Origin of the sequence: Streptomyces olivochromogenes, assembly GCF_001514115.1 — a bacterium.
GTDB classification, from domain to species: Bacteria; Actinomycetota; Actinomycetes; order Streptomycetales; family Streptomycetaceae; genus Streptomyces; species Streptomyces olivochromogenes.
Genome location: NZ_KQ948463.1, coordinates 73,946 through 89,952, shown reverse-complemented (window position 1 = coordinate 89,952; position 16,007 = coordinate 73,946). Strand labels below are relative to the sequence as shown.

At 71.9% G+C, this 16,007-nt stretch carries 12 protein-coding genes; 8 read left to right on the top strand and 4 right to left on the bottom strand.

The window, feature by feature from the left end:
* Positions 1-406: 406 nt before the first annotated feature.
* The 3 genes from AQJ27_RS58930 (at position 407) to AQJ27_RS30725 (ending at position 5,183) form a co-directional block, all read left to right on the top strand.
* Complete coding sequence (locus tag AQJ27_RS58930; protein ID WP_235613777.1) at positions 407-2,416, top strand: protein phosphatase 2C domain-containing protein; 2,010 nt, start codon at positions 407-409, stop codon at positions 2,414-2,416.
* A gap of 83 nt (positions 2,417-2,499) precedes the next feature.
* Positions 2,500-4,242, top strand: coding sequence for a pyruvate dehydrogenase (locus AQJ27_RS30730; RefSeq protein ID WP_067375663.1), 1,743 nt, complete (start codon positions 2,500-2,502; stop codon positions 4,240-4,242).
* A gap of 458 nt (positions 4,243-4,700) precedes the next feature.
* Positions 4,701-5,183 carry an ATP-binding protein gene (locus AQJ27_RS30725; protein WP_235613776.1) on the top strand — a complete coding sequence of 161 codons (483 nt, stop codon included), beginning with the start codon at positions 4,701-4,703 and terminating at the stop codon, positions 5,181-5,183.
* Positions 5,184-5,247: 64 nt separating this feature from the next.
* Here the strand turns inward: AQJ27_RS30725 and AQJ27_RS30720 are convergent, their stop codons facing one another.
* Together AQJ27_RS30720 and AQJ27_RS30715 are read right to left on the bottom strand one after the other, a co-directional pair.
* On the bottom strand, positions 5,248-6,297 hold the full coding sequence (locus AQJ27_RS30720; RefSeq protein ID WP_067375661.1) for a DUF2637 domain-containing protein: 1,050 nt from the start codon (positions 6,295-6,297) through the stop codon (positions 5,248-5,250).
* A 318-nt stretch (positions 6,298-6,615) separates the two neighbouring features.
* On the bottom strand, positions 6,616-7,494 hold the full coding sequence (locus AQJ27_RS30715; protein WP_067375659.1) for a (2Fe-2S)-binding protein: 879 nt from the start codon (positions 7,492-7,494) through the stop codon (positions 6,616-6,618).
* A 156-nt stretch (positions 7,495-7,650) separates the two neighbouring features.
* On the opposite strand from AQJ27_RS30715, the gene AQJ27_RS30710 reads away from it, so the two are divergent.
* Both AQJ27_RS30710 and AQJ27_RS30705 read left to right on the top strand, forming a co-directional pair.
* Positions 7,651-8,529, top strand: a complete 879-nt coding sequence (locus AQJ27_RS30710; RefSeq protein ID WP_067375657.1) for a GntR family transcriptional regulator — start codon at positions 7,651-7,653, stop codon at positions 8,527-8,529.
* A 132-nt stretch (positions 8,530-8,661) separates the two neighbouring features.
* Positions 8,662-8,961 carry a hypothetical protein gene (locus AQJ27_RS30705; RefSeq protein ID WP_067375654.1) on the top strand — a complete coding sequence of 100 codons (300 nt, stop codon included), beginning with the start codon at positions 8,662-8,664 and terminating at the stop codon, positions 8,959-8,961.
* Between the two features lie 89 nt (positions 8,962-9,050).
* On the opposite strand, the gene AQJ27_RS30700 is transcribed toward AQJ27_RS30705, so the two are convergent.
* Positions 9,051-9,824 (bottom strand): hypothetical protein, encoded by a 774-nt coding sequence (locus AQJ27_RS30700; protein WP_067375973.1) that lies wholly within the window; start codon positions 9,822-9,824, stop codon positions 9,051-9,053.
* A 149-nt stretch (positions 9,825-9,973) separates the two neighbouring features.
* A complete protein-coding gene (locus AQJ27_RS30695; protein WP_067375651.1) occupies positions 9,974-11,701 on the bottom strand; it encodes a PucR family transcriptional regulator in 1,728 nt (575 codons plus the stop codon).
* Positions 11,702-12,044: 343 nt separating this feature from the next.
* Between AQJ27_RS30695 and AQJ27_RS30690 the strand changes: the two genes are divergently transcribed.
* The 3 genes from AQJ27_RS30690 to AQJ27_RS30680 are packed head-to-tail and all read left to right on the top strand — an operon-like array spanning position 12,045 to position 15,906.
* The gene (locus AQJ27_RS30690) at positions 12,045-12,935 is read left to right on the top strand and encodes an FAD binding domain-containing protein (RefSeq protein ID WP_067375649.1); all 891 of its coding nucleotides are present in this window, start codon (positions 12,045-12,047) and stop codon (positions 12,933-12,935) included.
* Positions 12,935-13,519, top strand: coding sequence for a (2Fe-2S)-binding protein (locus AQJ27_RS30685; protein ID WP_067375648.1), 585 nt, complete (start codon positions 12,935-12,937; stop codon positions 13,517-13,519). Before AQJ27_RS30690 ends, AQJ27_RS30685 begins: the two co-directional genes overlap by 1 nt.
* Positions 13,520-13,521: 2 nt before the next feature.
* Complete coding sequence (locus tag AQJ27_RS30680; RefSeq protein ID WP_067375646.1) at positions 13,522-15,906, top strand: xanthine dehydrogenase family protein molybdopterin-binding subunit; 2,385 nt, start codon at positions 13,522-13,524, stop codon at positions 15,904-15,906.
* Positions 15,907-16,007 lie beyond the last annotated feature (101 nt).

The window sequence follows — 16,007 nt, the reverse complement described above, 5'->3', positions numbered from 1 at the left end:
TCGGCACATCATCGCCGCAGCACCCGTAACTCTGCCAAGCTCACGGCACCGCGGCAGCAACAGCCGCCCGTAATGCCCGGCTTGGGTCAGACCGGCCTGCGTGGACGCGGGCGGAGTGATCTTGGGAGTGGCGCCTTGGGGAGCGCGGCAGCGCGCGTCACAGGGGAACCTCAGGGAAGCAGGTCACACTCAGGGCGCCGCCGGGCGGTTCTCCCGTGGGGGGTGGGATCGTCCGGCGGCTTCGACGTGGCGTCCACTTCGACGCGGCGTCCGACCTTTCATCAACCCTCCACGCCCATACGGCCGTTCGACACGTCACCCGATATGCCGTTCGACTACCAGTCCCGTGGCCGGTTTTTCCGGATGCCCCATTTTCATCCGGCTCTCGCGGTGGACAATTAGGGGCATGAGTCAGCAGGGGGAGAGGCCTACCGGTCACGAGGACGACTGGTGGGGGCAGCTGTACGACGCCACCGGGGACACGGGGCCCGCGCCCGCGGCCGATTCCCTCGACGACCGCTTCGCGTCGGCCGCGGGGACGGTGGGACCGGGGACCGCGCCACCCGAGCCGCACGGGCCTCCCGTCGTCCCCGAGCAACGGGGCGGCGGCGCCACCCCGCGCGGCGAGGCACTGGGCCGGCGCCTCGCCCGCTGGGACCGCGAGCCCCGGTCCGACCCACCGGACCGCTTCCTCGCCCCGACACGGCCGGCCGAGAACCCGGCCCCCTCGACGAGCGCGGACGCGGCCCCAGGCCCCTCGGAGCCCGAGGACGCCGTCCCTTCGGGCAGCGGGGTGAACTCCGGCCCCTCGGGGAGCGGGGTGAACTCCGGCCGCTCGGGGAGCGGGGAGGATTCCGGACCCTTGTGGAGCGGCGGGGGCCGCGCCTCCTCGCGGAGTGGCGGAGACTCGGCTTCTTCTCGGGGCGAGGAGGACCTTGGTCTCCCGGGGAGCGGGGAGGGCTCCGGCTTATCCCGGGGTGACGGGGACCCGGGTTCTGCGTGGGGTGACGGGGACCCGGGCCTTTCGTGGAGCAGCGGGTACCCGGGGCCCTCGGCGAGCGGGGAGGATCCCGGCTCCTCGTCGGTGGATGCGGAGCCCGTTCCTTGGTGGAGCAGCGAGGCCACCGGCCTCTCTCGCAGTGGTGTGGATCCGCGCTCCGCGGGGGGTGGCGAAGAGCCCCTGCCTCCCTGGGAACCCCCGCCCGCCGAACCGCCGACCCTCGCGATCTTCCCGCCGGGACCGACGCCGCCGGGGTTCCACCCCGAGTCGCTCCGTGACCGTACGTCCGAGGAATCGCCCGGCGCGGCGGTGCCGCCGCGCCCCACCGCGCCGCCGGATCCCGCCCCGCCCGGCGCGGCCGCCCCCGTGGAGGCCCTCCCCGAGCCGGTCCTCACCGTCCCCCACCAGCCACCCCCCGTCGACTACCTCGGCTCGGGCCCGCCCACCTACGACGCCGAGCCCACCTCCCTCCCGCCCGCCGATCCGGACGACCTCGACGACCTGGTCGCCGACACCGTCCTGGACGGAGCGCGCTACGGGGCGAGCACCCTGCGCGCGGCCTCCGTGCGCGGCGACTCCGCGCGCTTCAGGGGCGAGCCCCGCCGCGACTCCCTGCTCACCGCCCGCTTCGGAGCGGGCGAGCACGCGCTGGTGCTGGTGGCGATGGCGACCGGCGCCCGGGCGACCCCCGGCGCGCACCGGGCGGCGGCCGAGGCGTGCCACTGGATCGGGCGTGCCGTGGGCCGCAGTCACGCACGGCTGGCCGAGGACATAAGGGCGGCCCGTCGCGGCGACCTGAAGTCGGGCCTGCACCGGCTCACCGACCGCACTCTCGGCAAGCTGCGCGCGAGCGCCGCCGAACAGGGCATAGAACCCGAGGAGTACACCGCCGGACTGCGCTGCCTGCTGCTCACCGGGGACCCCGAGTGCCGTACACGCGTCTTCTTCGGAGTCGGCGCCGGCGGTCTGTTCCGGCTGCGGGACGGCGAGTGGCAGGACATCGAGCCGCGGGTCGCCGAGACCACCGGCGAGGCCGTGGTCGGCTTCGGATCGCTGCCGCACGAGACCCCCGAGGGCGACCGGCTCACCATGGACCTGGGCATCACCACGCCCCCGAGCCCGTACGAACCGTCCCCCAAGCTCTCGGCTGCGCTCGACCAGGGAGGTACCCCCACCGAACCGCCCCGCGAACCCTTCCGTTTCCGCGCCTCCGTCGCCCGACCGGGTGACACGCTGCTGCTGTGCACCGGCGGCCTCGCGGAGCCCCTGCGCGGCGAACCGCAGTTCTGCGAGCACCTGACGGCGCGGTGGTCGGCGGGCGAGCCGCCCGGCCTCGCCGCGTTCCTCGCCGACACCCAGGTACGGGTCAAGGGATACGCCGACGACCGGACCGTCGCGGCCGTTTGGGAGGCGTAAGGGCGCGCCGTGTGAATTCATGGACCCAAAGGTCGAACCAAGGGACCCGCGGGATCCATGGATCACAAAGGGGTGCGTGCAGCATGGCCAAGCAGAACGTCGCCGAGCAGTTCGTCGACATCCTCGTCCGCGCGGGCGTCAAGCGCCTGTACGGCGTCGTCGGCGACAGCCTCAACCCGGTGGTGGACGCGATCCGGCGCAACGCGGCGATCGACTGGATCCACGTCCGGCACGAGGAGACGGCTGCCTTCGCCGCGGGCGCCGAGGCCCAGATCACCGGCAAGCTCGCCGCCTGCGCCGGCTCCTGCGGCCCCGGCAACCTGCACCTCATCAACGGCCTGTACGACGCCCACCGCTCCATGGCCCCGGTTCTCGCCCTCGCCTCGCACATCCCCTCCAGCGAGATCGGCCTCGGCTACTTCCAGGAGACCCATCCGGACCAGCTCTTCCGCGAGTGCAGTCACTACAACGAGATGATCTCCAACCCGAAGCAGATGCCGAGGCTGCTGCAGACCGCCATCCAGCACGCGGTGGGCCAGTCGGGCGTCAGCGTCGTCTCCCTCCCCGGCGACATCGCCTCCGAGCCCGCCCCGGACAAGACCCTGGAAACCGCCCTCGTCACCTCCCGGCCCACTGTCCGCCCCGGAGACACCGAGATCGACAAGCTCGTCGCGATGATCGACGAGGCCGACAGGATCACGCTCTTCTGCGGCAGCGGCACGGCGGGCGCGCACGCCGAGGTCATGGAGTTCGCGGAGAAGATCAAGTCCCCGGTCGGACACGCGCTGCGGGGCAAGGAGTGGATCCAGTACGACAACCCGTACGACGTCGGTATGAGCGGTCTGCTCGGCTACGGCGCCGCCTACGAGGCCACCCACGAGTGCGACCTGCTGATCCTGCTCGGCACCGACTTCCCGTACAACGCCTTCCTCCCGGACGACGTCAAGATCGCCCAGGTCGACGTCCGGCCCGAGCGCCTGGGCCGCCGCTCCAAGCTGGATCTGGCGGTGTGGGGCGATGTGAAGGAGACCCTGCGCTGTCTGACGCCCCGGGTGAAGCCCAAGGGAAACCGCCGTTTCCTCGACAAGATGCTGAAGAAGCACGCGGACGCGCTCGAGGGTGTCGTCAAGGCGTACACGCGCAAGGTCGAGAAGCACGTGCCGATCCACCCCGAGTACGTGGCCTCCGTCCTCGACGAACTCGCCGACGAGGACGCGGTGTTCACGGTCGACACCGGGATGTGCAACGTGTGGGCGGCCCGCTACATCTCGCCCAACGGCCGCCGCCGGGTCATCGGTTCGTTCTCGCACGGTTCGATGGCGAACGCGCTGCCGATGGCGATCGGGGCCCAGTTCACCGACCGGGGCCGCCAGATCGTCTCGATGTCCGGAGACGGCGGGTTCGCCATGCTGATGGGCGACTTCCTCACCCTCGTCCAGTACGACCTGCCCGTGAAGGTCGTCCTCTTCAACAACTCCGCACTGAGCATGGTCGAGTTGGAGATGCTGGTCGCCGGGCTGCCCTCGTACGGGACCACGAACAAGAATCCCGACTTCGGGGCCGTCGCGCGCGCGTGCGGGGCGTACGGCGTGCGTGTCGAGAAGCCCAAGGACCTCACCGGCGCCCTGAAGGCCGCCTTCAAGCACAAGGGCCCCGCCCTCGTCGACATCGTCACCGACCCCAACGCCCTGTCCATCCCTCCGAAGATCAGCGCGGAGATGGTGACCGGGTTCGCCCTGTCGGCGTCGAAGATGGTCCTGGACGGGGGCGTCGGCCGGATGGTGCAGATGGCCCGCTCCAACCTGCGCAACGTGCCGCGTCCCTGACCGCCGACCGTCTCCTGGCCCGGCCGTCGCGGCGGGTGGGGGACCGCGGTGCCGACTCCCCGTCGAGTACGGCCATACCCGCAGCCGAGTGTCGGTAGATGGACCGAGCGCCCGCGGTCAACACGTCGCCCGGGAGGGGAGGCGCCGGGTGGTGCGGTCCCGCCGGGCGCGCCGCCTCCGTGCGCCGGGGCCCAGCCGTGCGCCTCAACAGGCGTTGAGCAGGGCAAGCAGGGCTTTCCACGGGGCGGATCGCCGTCGCGCGGGCCGGCCCCGCAGAGCCCCGACGTACGGGCTGAGGCGCCCCACGAGCCACCGCCTCGGCGCGACGCCGTGCTTCCGCTCGGGATTGGCTGGTGGTTGACCATTCGACATGACTGCCGCGTCCCCGATGGGGCATGGATTCCCGTGAACATGTTCGATCAGGAGGGGAACCCGACATCGGCATGCAGGCGGGGGTCATGAAGAGGCAGGTACGAGGGGGCGGTCCCGTGGCCATCGGGGCCTCCTCGGCACAGGCAGTGGAGGAAGAAGCGACCGACGGCACGAGGGACCCGGCCGCCGCGCAGCTCAGGCGGCGGCTGGCCAGGGCCGATCTGCGGGCGGTGCCAGAGGCCCGCAGAGCGCTGAGGGAACTCTTACGGCACTGGGGGAAGCCGGAGAAGTCCGAGATAGCCGAGTTGCTGACCAGCGAACTCGTCACCAACGCCCTCATCCACACCGACCACGACGCGGTCCTGACGGCCACCGTCGGACCCCGCGGACTCCACGTGGAGGTACGGGACTTCGTGGGACGCAGGCCCAGACTGCGGGTACCGATCGCCGACGACGGTACGCACGGCAGAGGCCTCGTCCTGGTCCAGTCCCTCGCGGACGCCTGGGGGGTACGCCCCCACGGCGTGGGCAAGTCGGTCTGGTTCGAACTGGACGGCGGCGCGGTGTAGTCACCGCGCCGCCGTGATTCCTGTCCGGGGTCCGGCCGTTCAACGGCCGGACCACCCCGGTGTCTCAGCCGAACTGCTGCTCCAGGTCCTTGAGCTTGCGCTCCAGGGAGTCGAGTCGCGGCAGGGCCATGGTGTCGTCCTCCGCGGTGAGATCGACGGTGATCGGGTCACCACTCTTGCGGACGGGCTGAAGGGAGGGCCGTGAGCGTACGGGCAGCTCCGGCGCTATGGCAGGCTCCGCGGTGGCCTGCGCGGGAGCACGCTCCACGGTCGTCTCCAGCTGCTGCCGGCCACCGCCGCCGCCACCACGGCCGGGCAGGCCCCGGTGACCGCGGCTGAGCGCCTTGAGGTGCGCCCGCTCGACCCGCTCCTCGTTCCGCCGACGCAGGCGGTTCTGCTCCTTCTGGCGCTTGTCCTCGCGGACCTCCTCGACCGCCTCGTCCAGCGTGCGGACGTTCTCCAGGAGCATCAGCGACCAGGCGCTGTACGTCTCACGGGGCGCGCGCAGCCAGCGGACGATACGGATCTGCGGCAGCGGACGCGGAACCAGGCCCTGCTCACGCAGCGCGGCACGGCGGGTCTGCTTCAGCGCCCGGTCGAACAGCACGGCGGCCGACAGGGACATGCCCGCGAAGAACTGGGGAGCGCCCGAGTGGTCCACACCCCGCGGAGCGTGCACCCAGTTGAACCAGGCGGCGGCACCGGCGAAGGTCCACACGAGTATCCGGGAGCCGAGCGCCGCGTCACCGTGGCTGGCCTCGCGCACGGCGAGGACGGAGCAGAACATGGCCGCGCCGTCCAGACCGAACGGGACGAGGTACTCCCAGCCGTCGGTGAGTCCGAGGTTCTGCTGGCCGAAGCCGACGAGGCCGTGGAAGGAGAGCGCCGCGGCGACCGCGGCACAGCAGAAGAGCAGCACATAGGAGGCCGTACCGTAGACGGCTTCCTTACGCCTGCGACGCTCCTCGCTGCGCTCCCACGAGTCGTCGTTGCTGCTGCTCGTGTTCTCCCCGGACCGCTTGCTGCGCGCGAGCACCGCCACCGCCGCCAGCAGTCCCAGGAGCAAAACGGCGCCCGGAAGCAGCCAGTTCAGCGATATGTCGGTCAATCTCATCTGGGGTCCCTTGCATTGGGATAGGGCGTAACGCCCGCCATATTGGCCCACGCCCGTCGACCCTCAGGGGGTTTCGGGGCAAGAGGCCGCCAAGAGAGTGCAAGGGGATGCGCAGGGCGACATTCTGCTCGAACTGCCGCGCGAGGGACGGGAGCTGAGTGCGAATAAGATTACCCGTACGGATGGTTCTACGGAAAGTTCCTGCGACAAGTGAGGAAGTTGTGAAGTGCCTGTCATCTGTCGGGCACCCGTCGGGAGTCTCTATCGGAGTTGATCTTAGAGCACCCGGGAGGCCCGTCCGTACGGCGGTGCCGGCGCTCAATCCGTCGCGGTGGCCGTCAACTTGGCGATGCGGTCCGTGTCGCAGGTGCGCGGGCAGTTGACGCAGGTGTCCTCGGGATTCAGGGTGTAGAAGAAGCAGCAGCTCGCCCGGTCGCGGGTGGGCAGGGACTCCCCGTTCGGGCCGCTCAGCTCCCGGAACGCGGCGGAACCGACGTACGGCCGGGTCGCCCCCGGCAGCAGCAGCTCGAGCTCGCGTCGCGCGCGCCGCTCCTCGCCGAGCAGTTCGGCGACGTACCAGAGGCCCTCGACGACCTCGTCGGTCGCCATGCCCCACAGGGCCCGGCCGCGGCGTCGCATGCGCGGGCCGAAGCCGCCGAGGACCGGCTCCAGGTGTTCGGCCGCCGCCGCCCGCACCTCGGCCCGCAGTGCCTCCTCGTCCGGGACGACCCGGGCACCGGGCAGCCGGGCCGCCGGGTCGCCCGGCAGGCAGGCGAATTCCTCGACCCGCACCGCCATCCGGCCGAGTGTGCGCTGGAATGTGACGCGCTCCACAGGGAGGCGGGGCACCCGGCGCAGCAGGAACCACGGGACGGTGATCAGCAGACAGGCCGGCCAGGCGTACCGGTGCAGCCCGAAGCTCGCCACCACGTCCGGGCGCGCCCGCTGCCCGTAGTCCCTGATGACCTGCGCCTCGTCCCAGGCGAGGAAGGTGTCGAGGTCCGCCCCGCCCGCCGCGAGCCCGGCGGCGCCGACCCAGCCGTCGCCCTGCGGGGCCGCTTCCCCGTGTCCCAGTTCCCGCACGCTCAGCTCCGGGAAGACCTCGGTCAGCCGGGTGTACGCGTCCGTGACGGCGGAGCGGGCGGGGTGGCCGTCGGCGAGGCCCGGGGCGCCTGTGGCCAGGGCGGGAGCGGACATACGGGTACCCCGCTTCACGATCGTTGAAAGGTTAGGCTTACCTTACCCTCAATATCGGATGTTTGAACTGGGGCCATGTGCGCCTATGGTGCTTGACGGACGGGTAACAACCGCCGCAATGACCCCCAAGTACCACCAAGCCCGGAGGAGGACCCCGTGGAGCAGGCCGGTTCGCTGGGCGCGCGCGGTTCCACCGGGTCGGCGGCCCCGGACATCCGTACGGCGTCCGTCCGGGTGCCCGCACAGGCGCGGGCGGCGGACGTCGAGCGGGAGCGGGGCGTCGCCTCCGACGAGTCCCGGTCCGCCTCCGGGGCCCGTGGCGAGCACACCCACAGCGAGCCGCCCATCCCGCACCCCCGCGTGGAGACGGCGCGCCCTGTGGAGACGGGCCGCCCCGTGGAGACCGCGCGCCCCGTGGTCCAGCGGGCCTCGGTCCGCGGGCAGATCCTCGACGCCCTGCGCAGCGCCCTCGTCGCGGGCGAGCTCGCCCCCGGCCAGGTGTACTCGGCGCCCGTGCTCGGCGAACGCTTCGGGGTGTCCGCCACACCCGTACGCGAGGCGATGCAGCAGCTCGCCCTCGAAGGCGCCGTCGAGGTCGTACCGAACCGGGGTTTCCGGGTCGTCCGGCGCGGGACGCGCGAGCTGGCCGAACTCGCCGAGATCCGCGCCCTCCTCGAAGTCCCGGTGGTGCTGCGCCTCGCCCGCACGGTGCCCGCCGCGCGCTGGGCCGAACTGCGCCCGCTCGCCGAGGCGGCGGCGCGCGCCGCGTCCGCGGGGTGCCGTGCCACCTACGCCGAGTGCGACCGCGCCTTCCACCACGCGATCCTCGCCCTCGCCGGCAACGACCAGCTCGTGCAGATCGCCGACGACCTGCACCGCCGCGCCCAGTGGCCCCTCGTGGGCGGCCCCGTCCCGCGCGGCCGCGCGGACCTCATGGCCGACGCCGCCGAGCACCTCGCCCTTTTGGACGCCCTGACCGCCCAGGACCTCCCGGCCGTCCAGTCCCTCGTACGAGAGCACTTCGCCGACAGCTAGGTCCGGTACGTGCCCTTCCCCTGACGGACGTCACGGCTCCGTGGACGCCGGGCAACAGGACGCGTCGCCGGGAACCCGGACGGCCCCGCACGCGTGTCCCCCGGTACCAGCAGCACACCGGGGGAGAAGACGATGCCCGACCCGTCCTGGCAGGCGATGCAGCAAGCGCAGCAGGCCCAGCAGATCCACCAGAACCACGTACGCCACCACCGTGCGGCGCACGACATGGCCCGGGCCCACGCCCGTCACACCGGCGCACCCCACACGCACCGCCCCGTGCCGCACACCGGCGCCCGGGGCGGCGGCCTGCGCGGCCTCCTGGTCCTGATCATCATCGTCGGGGTCGTGGTCTACGTCGCCCACGACCCCGAACTGCGCACCGCGGTGGGGAACTTCGCCCGCAACCTCTTGGCGCACGTCCAGAGCAGCTGACCCGGTCCGGCGAACGCGGGGCCGTGACACATGCGGCTCCGCCGCGCGGGCGCGACCAGCCACGATTCACCCGCTCCCTCCGCACAACCTCAAGCGGTCGCGGCGGGCGGGGTCAATTGCCGCGCCAGCCACGTCGGCACACCCCCGAGCAACCGGAACAACCGTCCCGCCTCCGCCCGCAATCGAGTCGCCTCCGGCTCGGTCTCGGCATCCGCGAGCGAGGCCAATGCCGGAGCCGTGCCCACCAAGTACCCCAACTCCTCCCGAATCCGCAGGGATTCACCGAACCCGTGCCGGGCCTCCGCCAACTCCCCTTCCCGCAGGGCGAGTCCGGCGAGGTGCCGCCAGGTGAAGGAGAGCAGGAGCGGGTCGCCCTGGGCGACAGCGCCCGCGTGGGCACGCCGGTACGCGGCCCGCGCGGCCTGCGGCGACTGCGCGAGGTTCTCGGCGAGCAGCCCGCGCCGGAAGTCCAGCAGCGCCCGCCCCGGCGCCCCCGGGGCGATCAGCGCGGCGGCCCGCCCGAGCGCGGCCCGCGCCTCGTCCGCCCGGTCGCGCACCCCGAGCAGTGTGGCCGCGTACGCGAGCTGGCCGCGCTCACAGGCCGCCGCCCCGCGTTCGTCGTCGCTCTGGGCCACCGCCTCCGCCGTCCGCAGCGCGTCCTCCGCCTCGGCCCAGCCCTGCTCGGTGTACAGGCACCGCTCGACGAGGAGCGAGGCTCTCTGCAGTGCGGGACCCGCCGTCCCGGGCTGGAGCAGTGCGGCCGCGTCGACCCAGCAGGCGCGCGAGCGCAGCCGCCATACCGCGGTCTGGAGTGGATCGTCCCCTGCGTTCGTTCCGGAACCAGACATGGCGGTATGCGCCACGTTGCCCTCCCCGAGCACGCCATTGAGCTGTTGAGTGGTGGCATCTCAGCACGGATCGCGGTACCCGGCCAAGGGGGTGGGTGAAGGATTTCACAAAGTCGTGGGACTGGTGCGGCACTTGCTGACACGCGCCGCACGGACCCGTGACCTCAGCTCATGCGCAACGCGAGGAAGAAGTCGAGCTTGTCCTCGAGGCGGGAGAGGTCCCGGCCCGTCAACTGCTCGATGCGGCCCACCCGGTAGCGCAGTGTGTTGACGTGCAGGTGGAGCCGCGTGGCGCAGCGCGTCCAGGAGCCGTCGCAGTCGAGGAACGCCTCCAGGGTGGGGATGAGTTCGGCGCGGTGGCGGCGGTCGTAGTCCCGGAGCGGGTCGAGCAGGCGCGCGGTGAAGGCGCGGCGTACGTCGTCCGGCACGAAGGGCAGCAGGAGGACGTGCGAGGCCAGCTCCTGGTGTCCGGCCGCGCAGACCCGGCCGGGGCGGGCGGCGGCGACCCGGCGCGCGTGCCGGGCCTCCTCCAGGGCGCCGCGCAGCCCCTCGGCCGAGTGCACGGCGGCGCTGACGCCGAGCGTGAGCCGCCCGTCGTCGTTCAGGCCGGCCGACAGCGGGTCGCGTACGGCCTCCAGGAGGGTGTCCGCGAGGATGCCCGACTCGGAGCCGTCGTGTTCCGCGGAGACCGCCGGGAGAGGTACGAGCGCGATCGCCTCCTCACCCGTATGGGCGACGGCGATCCGGTCGGAGTGCTCGGGGCCGCTGGTCAGCGGGTCGACGAGGATCTCCTCCAGGAGCGACTGGGTGACCGGCCCGCCCTCGATCCCGCCCGCCCGTCTCCCGCCACCACCCTCGACCGAGGGCCCTGCGGGCCCGCCCCCCACTTCTTCCCACTCGACGCGGGCCACCACCACCTGCCAGTGCGGTGCGGCGCCGAGCCCGGGCAGCAGCACCGGCGCGGCGACGCGCAGCCGGGCCGCGATCTCCGCGGGGGCAGCCCCCGTCTGCACCAGTTCGAGGACCTCCTGCGCGAGCCGGCGCCGTACCGTGCGCGCCGCGTCCCGCCGGTCCCGCTCGACCGCGATCAGCTGGGTGACGCCCTGGAGCAGGTCGAGCCGCTCCGCGGGCCAGTCCCCGGCGTCCGCCTCGACCGCGAGCAGCCAGTCGGAGAGCACGGTCTCGCGCACATCGCGGGAGGCGGCCGCGGAGCGCCCGGAGGAGCGGATCGGGAAGAGGGAGTAGGTCGTCGTGCCCACGAGCGCCCGGTGTGGTCCGCGTCGCCCGGTGCGCGCCGCCGCGAGGTGTTCCGCGGCCAGCTTCGCGGACACGTCGGCGGGCAGCGCGGCCCCGGCGAGCTTCGAACCGGCGATGGGGCGGCCGGTGGGGGAGAGCACCCAGGCCCGCAGGTCCAGGTCGGTGCCGAGCAGGTCGAGGACCACGTCGGGGCCGCCGCCCGCCGGGCCGGACGTCATCATCCGCCGGTGCCGGTCCACCACGGCCGCGAGGTCCCCGGCGCGCTCGCCCGAGACCTGTCGTACGACATGCTCGGTGATCGTCGCGAACGCCACCGACTCGTGCACGGCGAACAGCGGCAGCCGGTGCCGCACGCAGGCCAGGACGAGGTCCTCCGGGACGTCGCCGAGCTCCGCCTCACCGGCGGCGAGGGCCGCGACCCCGGCGGCCGCCAGGATCCGTACGAAGGGCTCGGAGTCCGCGGCGCCGTGCCGCCAGGCCAGGCCGGTGAGGACCAGTTCGCCGCCGGAGAGGTAGCGGCTGGGGTCCTTGAGGTCCGTGGTCATCACACCGCGTACGGTGCGGTCCAGCTCGTCCTCGCCGCCGAGCAGCCGCAGGCCCAGCGCGTCGGTGTCCAGCAGTGCGCGCAGCCGCATTCTCGTCGCCGCCGTTCTTGTCTCGAAATCTACGATGGATCTGAAGGTGAGCAATGGGCGAGCGGATCCGCGAGCCGTACTCCCTGGTCCCAGCGTGTGCTGGATGTTTCCTGTCGTTTCCATTAGGAAAACGAGGAGGTTACTGATGACCTCCGTTCATACGAATCTACAAGATGACCGCCCTGGCCAGCCAACTCCTTCATGGTTTCGGTGACTGACCCCGGTGGACGACAGCGCGGTGTACTGACCTCACTCCACGTGAACAACTCATGAACGAGCCCGGGCCGCCGCACACGATCTGGCTTGATCAGAACGACCCACGATACGAAGAAGAGAGCCACTCATGGACTTCCTTCGCCCCGCCAGCTGGGAGGAGGCGCTCGCCGCGAAGGCCGAGCACCCCACCGCTGTGCCGATTGCGGGTGGCACCGATGTGATGGTCGAGATCAACTTCGATCACCGCCGGCCCGAGTACCTCCTCGACCTGAACCGCGTCGGCGAGCTGAGCGAGTGGGAGGTCGGCGAGGAGAGCGTGCGCCTGGGCGCCTCCGTCCCGTACACCCGGATCATGGAGAACCTCCGCGGCGAGCTTCCCGGCCTGGCCCTGGCCTCCCACACCGTGGCCTCTCCCCAGATCCGCAACCGCGGCGGTGTCGGCGGCAACCTCGGCACCGCCTCCCCGGCCGGCGACGCCCACCCCGCCCTCCTCGCGGCCGGCGCCGAGGTCGAGGCCGAGTCCGTACGGGGCACGCGGCTGATCCCGATCGACGCGTTCTACACCGGCGTGAAGCGCAACGCGCTCGCGCCCGACGAGCTGATCCGCGCCGTCCACATCAAGAAGGCCGACGGCCCCCAGCAGTACTCCAAGGTCGGCACCCGCAACGCCATGGTGATCGCGGTCTGCGCCTTCGGCCTGGCCCTGCACCCCGAGACGCGGACGGTCCGCACCGGCATCGGCTCCGCCGCGCCCACGCCGGTCCGCGCCAAGGCCGCCGAGGAGTTCCTGAACGCCGCGCTCGACGAGGGCGGCTTCTGGGACAACGGCAAGATCATCACCCCGTCGGTCGCCAAGCAGTTCGCGGACCTCTGCTCCGCCGCCTGCAACCCGATCGACGACGTCCGGGGCACCGCGAGCTACCGCCGCCACGCGGTCGGCATCATGGCCCGCCGCACCCTGACCTGGACCTGGGAGTCGTACCGCGGCACCGCCGCTCACACGGAGGGAGTCGCGTAATGCGCGTCAATTTCACGGTCAACGGCCGTCCGCAGGAAGCCGACGACGTGTGGGAGGGCGAGTCCCTGCTGTACGTGCTGCGCGAGCGCCTGGGCCTGCCCGGCTCCAAGAACGCCTGCGAGCAGGGCGAGTGCGGTTCCTGCACGGTCCGCCTCGACGGTGTGCCGGTGTGTTCGTGTCTGGTCGCGGCCGGCCAGGTCGAGGGCCGCGAGGTCGTCACGGTCGAGGGCCTCGCGGAGTTCGCCAAGCAGCGCGCGGAGCACGGCGGTTGCGCGACCGGCTCCTGCGGCACCTCGCTGGACGAGGCCAGGCGCTGGGAGTCGAAGCCCCAGGACTCCCACACCGGCGAGGGCGGAGAACTCTCGCCCATCCAGCAGGCGTTCATCGACGCCGGCGCCGTCCAGTGCGGCTTCTGCACCCCGGGTCTGCTGGTCGCCGCCGACGAGATGCTGGAGCGCAACCCCACGCCGACCGACGCGGACATCCGCGAGGCGCTCTCCGGCAACCTGTGCCGGTGCACCGGCTACGAGAAGATCATGGACGCGGTCCGCCTCGCGGCCGCCCGGCAGTCCGAGGCGGTCTGACCATGGGAACCACGGGTACACCCACCAACCTCACGCAGGGCTCCAGGACCAGGGGCGGCATCGGCGAGTCGACGCTCCGCCCGGACGGCATCCTCAAGGTCACCGGCGAGTTCGCGTACTCGTCCGACATGTGGCACGAGGACATGCTCTGGGGCCAGATCCTGCGCTCCACGGTCGCCCACGCCGAGATCGTCTCCATCGACACCGGCGAGGCCCTCGCGACGCCCGGCGTCTACGCCGTCATGACGTACGACGACCTGCCGACCGAGGTGAAGAACTACGGCCTGGAGATCCAGGACACCCCGGTCCTCGCGCACGGCAAGGTCCGCCACCACGGTGAGCCGGTCGCGATCGTCGCCGCCGACCACCCGGAGACCGCCCGCCGCGCCGCCGCCAAGATCAAGGTGGAGTACCGCGAGCTGCCGGTCATCACGGACGAGGCGTCCGCGACCGCGCCGGACGCGATCCTGATCCACGAGGGCCGCGACGACCATCACATCGGCCACGTCCCGCACCCGAACATCGTGCACCGCCAGCCGATCGTCCGCGGCAACGTCGAAGAGGCCGCCAAGAAGGCCGACTTCGTCGTCAAGGGCGAGTACACCTTCGGCATGCAGGACCAGGCGTTCCTGGGCCCCGAGTCCGGTCTCGCCGTGCCCGCCGAGGACGGTGGCGTCGACCTCTACATCGCCACCCAGTGGCTGCACTCCGACCTGCGCCAGATCGCACCCGTCCTCGGCCTGCCCGAGGACAAGGTCCGGATGACGCTCTCGGGCGTCGGCGGCGCGTTCGGCGGACGCGAGGACCTGTCGATGCAGATCCACGCCTGCCTGCTCGCCCTGCGCACCGGCAAGCCCGTCAAGATCGTCTACAACCGTTTCGAGTCCTTCTTCGGGCACGTCCACCGCCACCCCGCGAAGCTCTACTACGAGCACGGGGCGACCAAGGACGGCAAGCTCACCCACCTGAAGGCCCGGATCGTCCTGGACGGCGGCGCCTACGCCTCCGCCTCCCCCGCGGTCGTCGGCAACGCCTCCTCGCTGGGCGCGGGCCCGTACGTCGTCGACGACGTCGACATCGAGGCCATCGCCCTCTACACCAACAACCCGCCCTGCGGCGCCATGCGCGGCTTCGGCGCGGTCCAGGCCTGCTTCGCCTACGAGGCCCAGATGGACAAGCTCGCCGACAAGGTGGGCATGGACCGGGTGGCCTTCCGTCAGCTCAACGCGATGGAGCAGGGGACCGTCATGCCGACCGGGCAGGTCGTCGACTCGCCGGCCCCGGTCGCCGAACTCCTGCGCCGCGTCAAGGCGATGCCCATGCCGCCGGAGCAGCAGTGGCTCACCGCCGGCGAGGCCGCCGACGTACGGCAGCTGCCGGGCGGCCTCTCCAACACCACGCACGGCGAGGGCGTCGTACGCGGTGTCGGCTACGCGGTCGGCATCAAGAACGTCGGCTTCTCCGAAGGCTTCGACGACTACTCGACGGCCAAGGTCCGCATGGAGGTCGTCGGCGGCGAGCCGGTCGCGACCGTGCACACCGCGATGGCCGAGGTCGGCCAGGGCGGTGTCACCGTCCACGCGCAGATCGCCCGCACCGAGCTGGGCGTCGCCCAGGTGACCATCCAGCCGGCCGACACCCAGGTGGGCAGCGCCGGTTCGACGTCCGCGTCCCGGCAGACGTACGTCACCGGTGGCGCCGTCAAGAACTCCTGCGAGCTCGTCCGCGAGAAGGTCCTGGAGCTGGGCCGCCGCAAGTTCGGTACGTACCACCCCGCTTGGGCGACCGCGGAGCTGCTCCTGGAGGGCGGCAAGGTCGTCACCGACGGCGGCGAGGTCCTGGCCGACCTGGTGGACGTGCTCGGCGACGAGTCCGTCGAGATCGAGGCCGAGTGGCGGCACCGCCCGACCGAGGCCTTCGACCTCCGCACCGGACAGGGCTTCGGCCACGTCCAGTACACGTTCGCCGCGCACCGCGCGGTCGTCGAGGTCGACACCGAACTCGGGCTGGTCAAGGTCATCGAGCTGGCCTGCGCCCAGGACGTCGGCAAGGCCCTCAACCCGCTGTCCGTCCTCGGCCAGATCCAGGGTGGCACCACCCAGGGTCTGGGCATCGCGGTCATGGAGGAGATCATCGTCGACCCCAAGACCGCGAAGGTGAAGAACCCCTCCTTCACGGACTATCTGATCCCCACGATTCTCGACACGCCGACCATCCCGGTCGACGTGCTCGAACTCGCCGACGACCACGCCCCGTACGGGCTCCGTGGCATCGGCGAGGCCCCGACCCTGTCGTCCACCCCGGCCGTCCTCGCGGCGATCCGGAACGCGACGGGTCTGGAGCTCAACAGGACGCCGGTACGCCCCGAGCACCTGACCGGCAAGTAACACCCTCTGTTCGTCTCGGGCCGTCCCCCGGGTCGTGCACATCCCAAATCCCGCAGCAACCACCGTGGTTGCTGACGCGGGTGCCCCTGTGAACCTTGGGA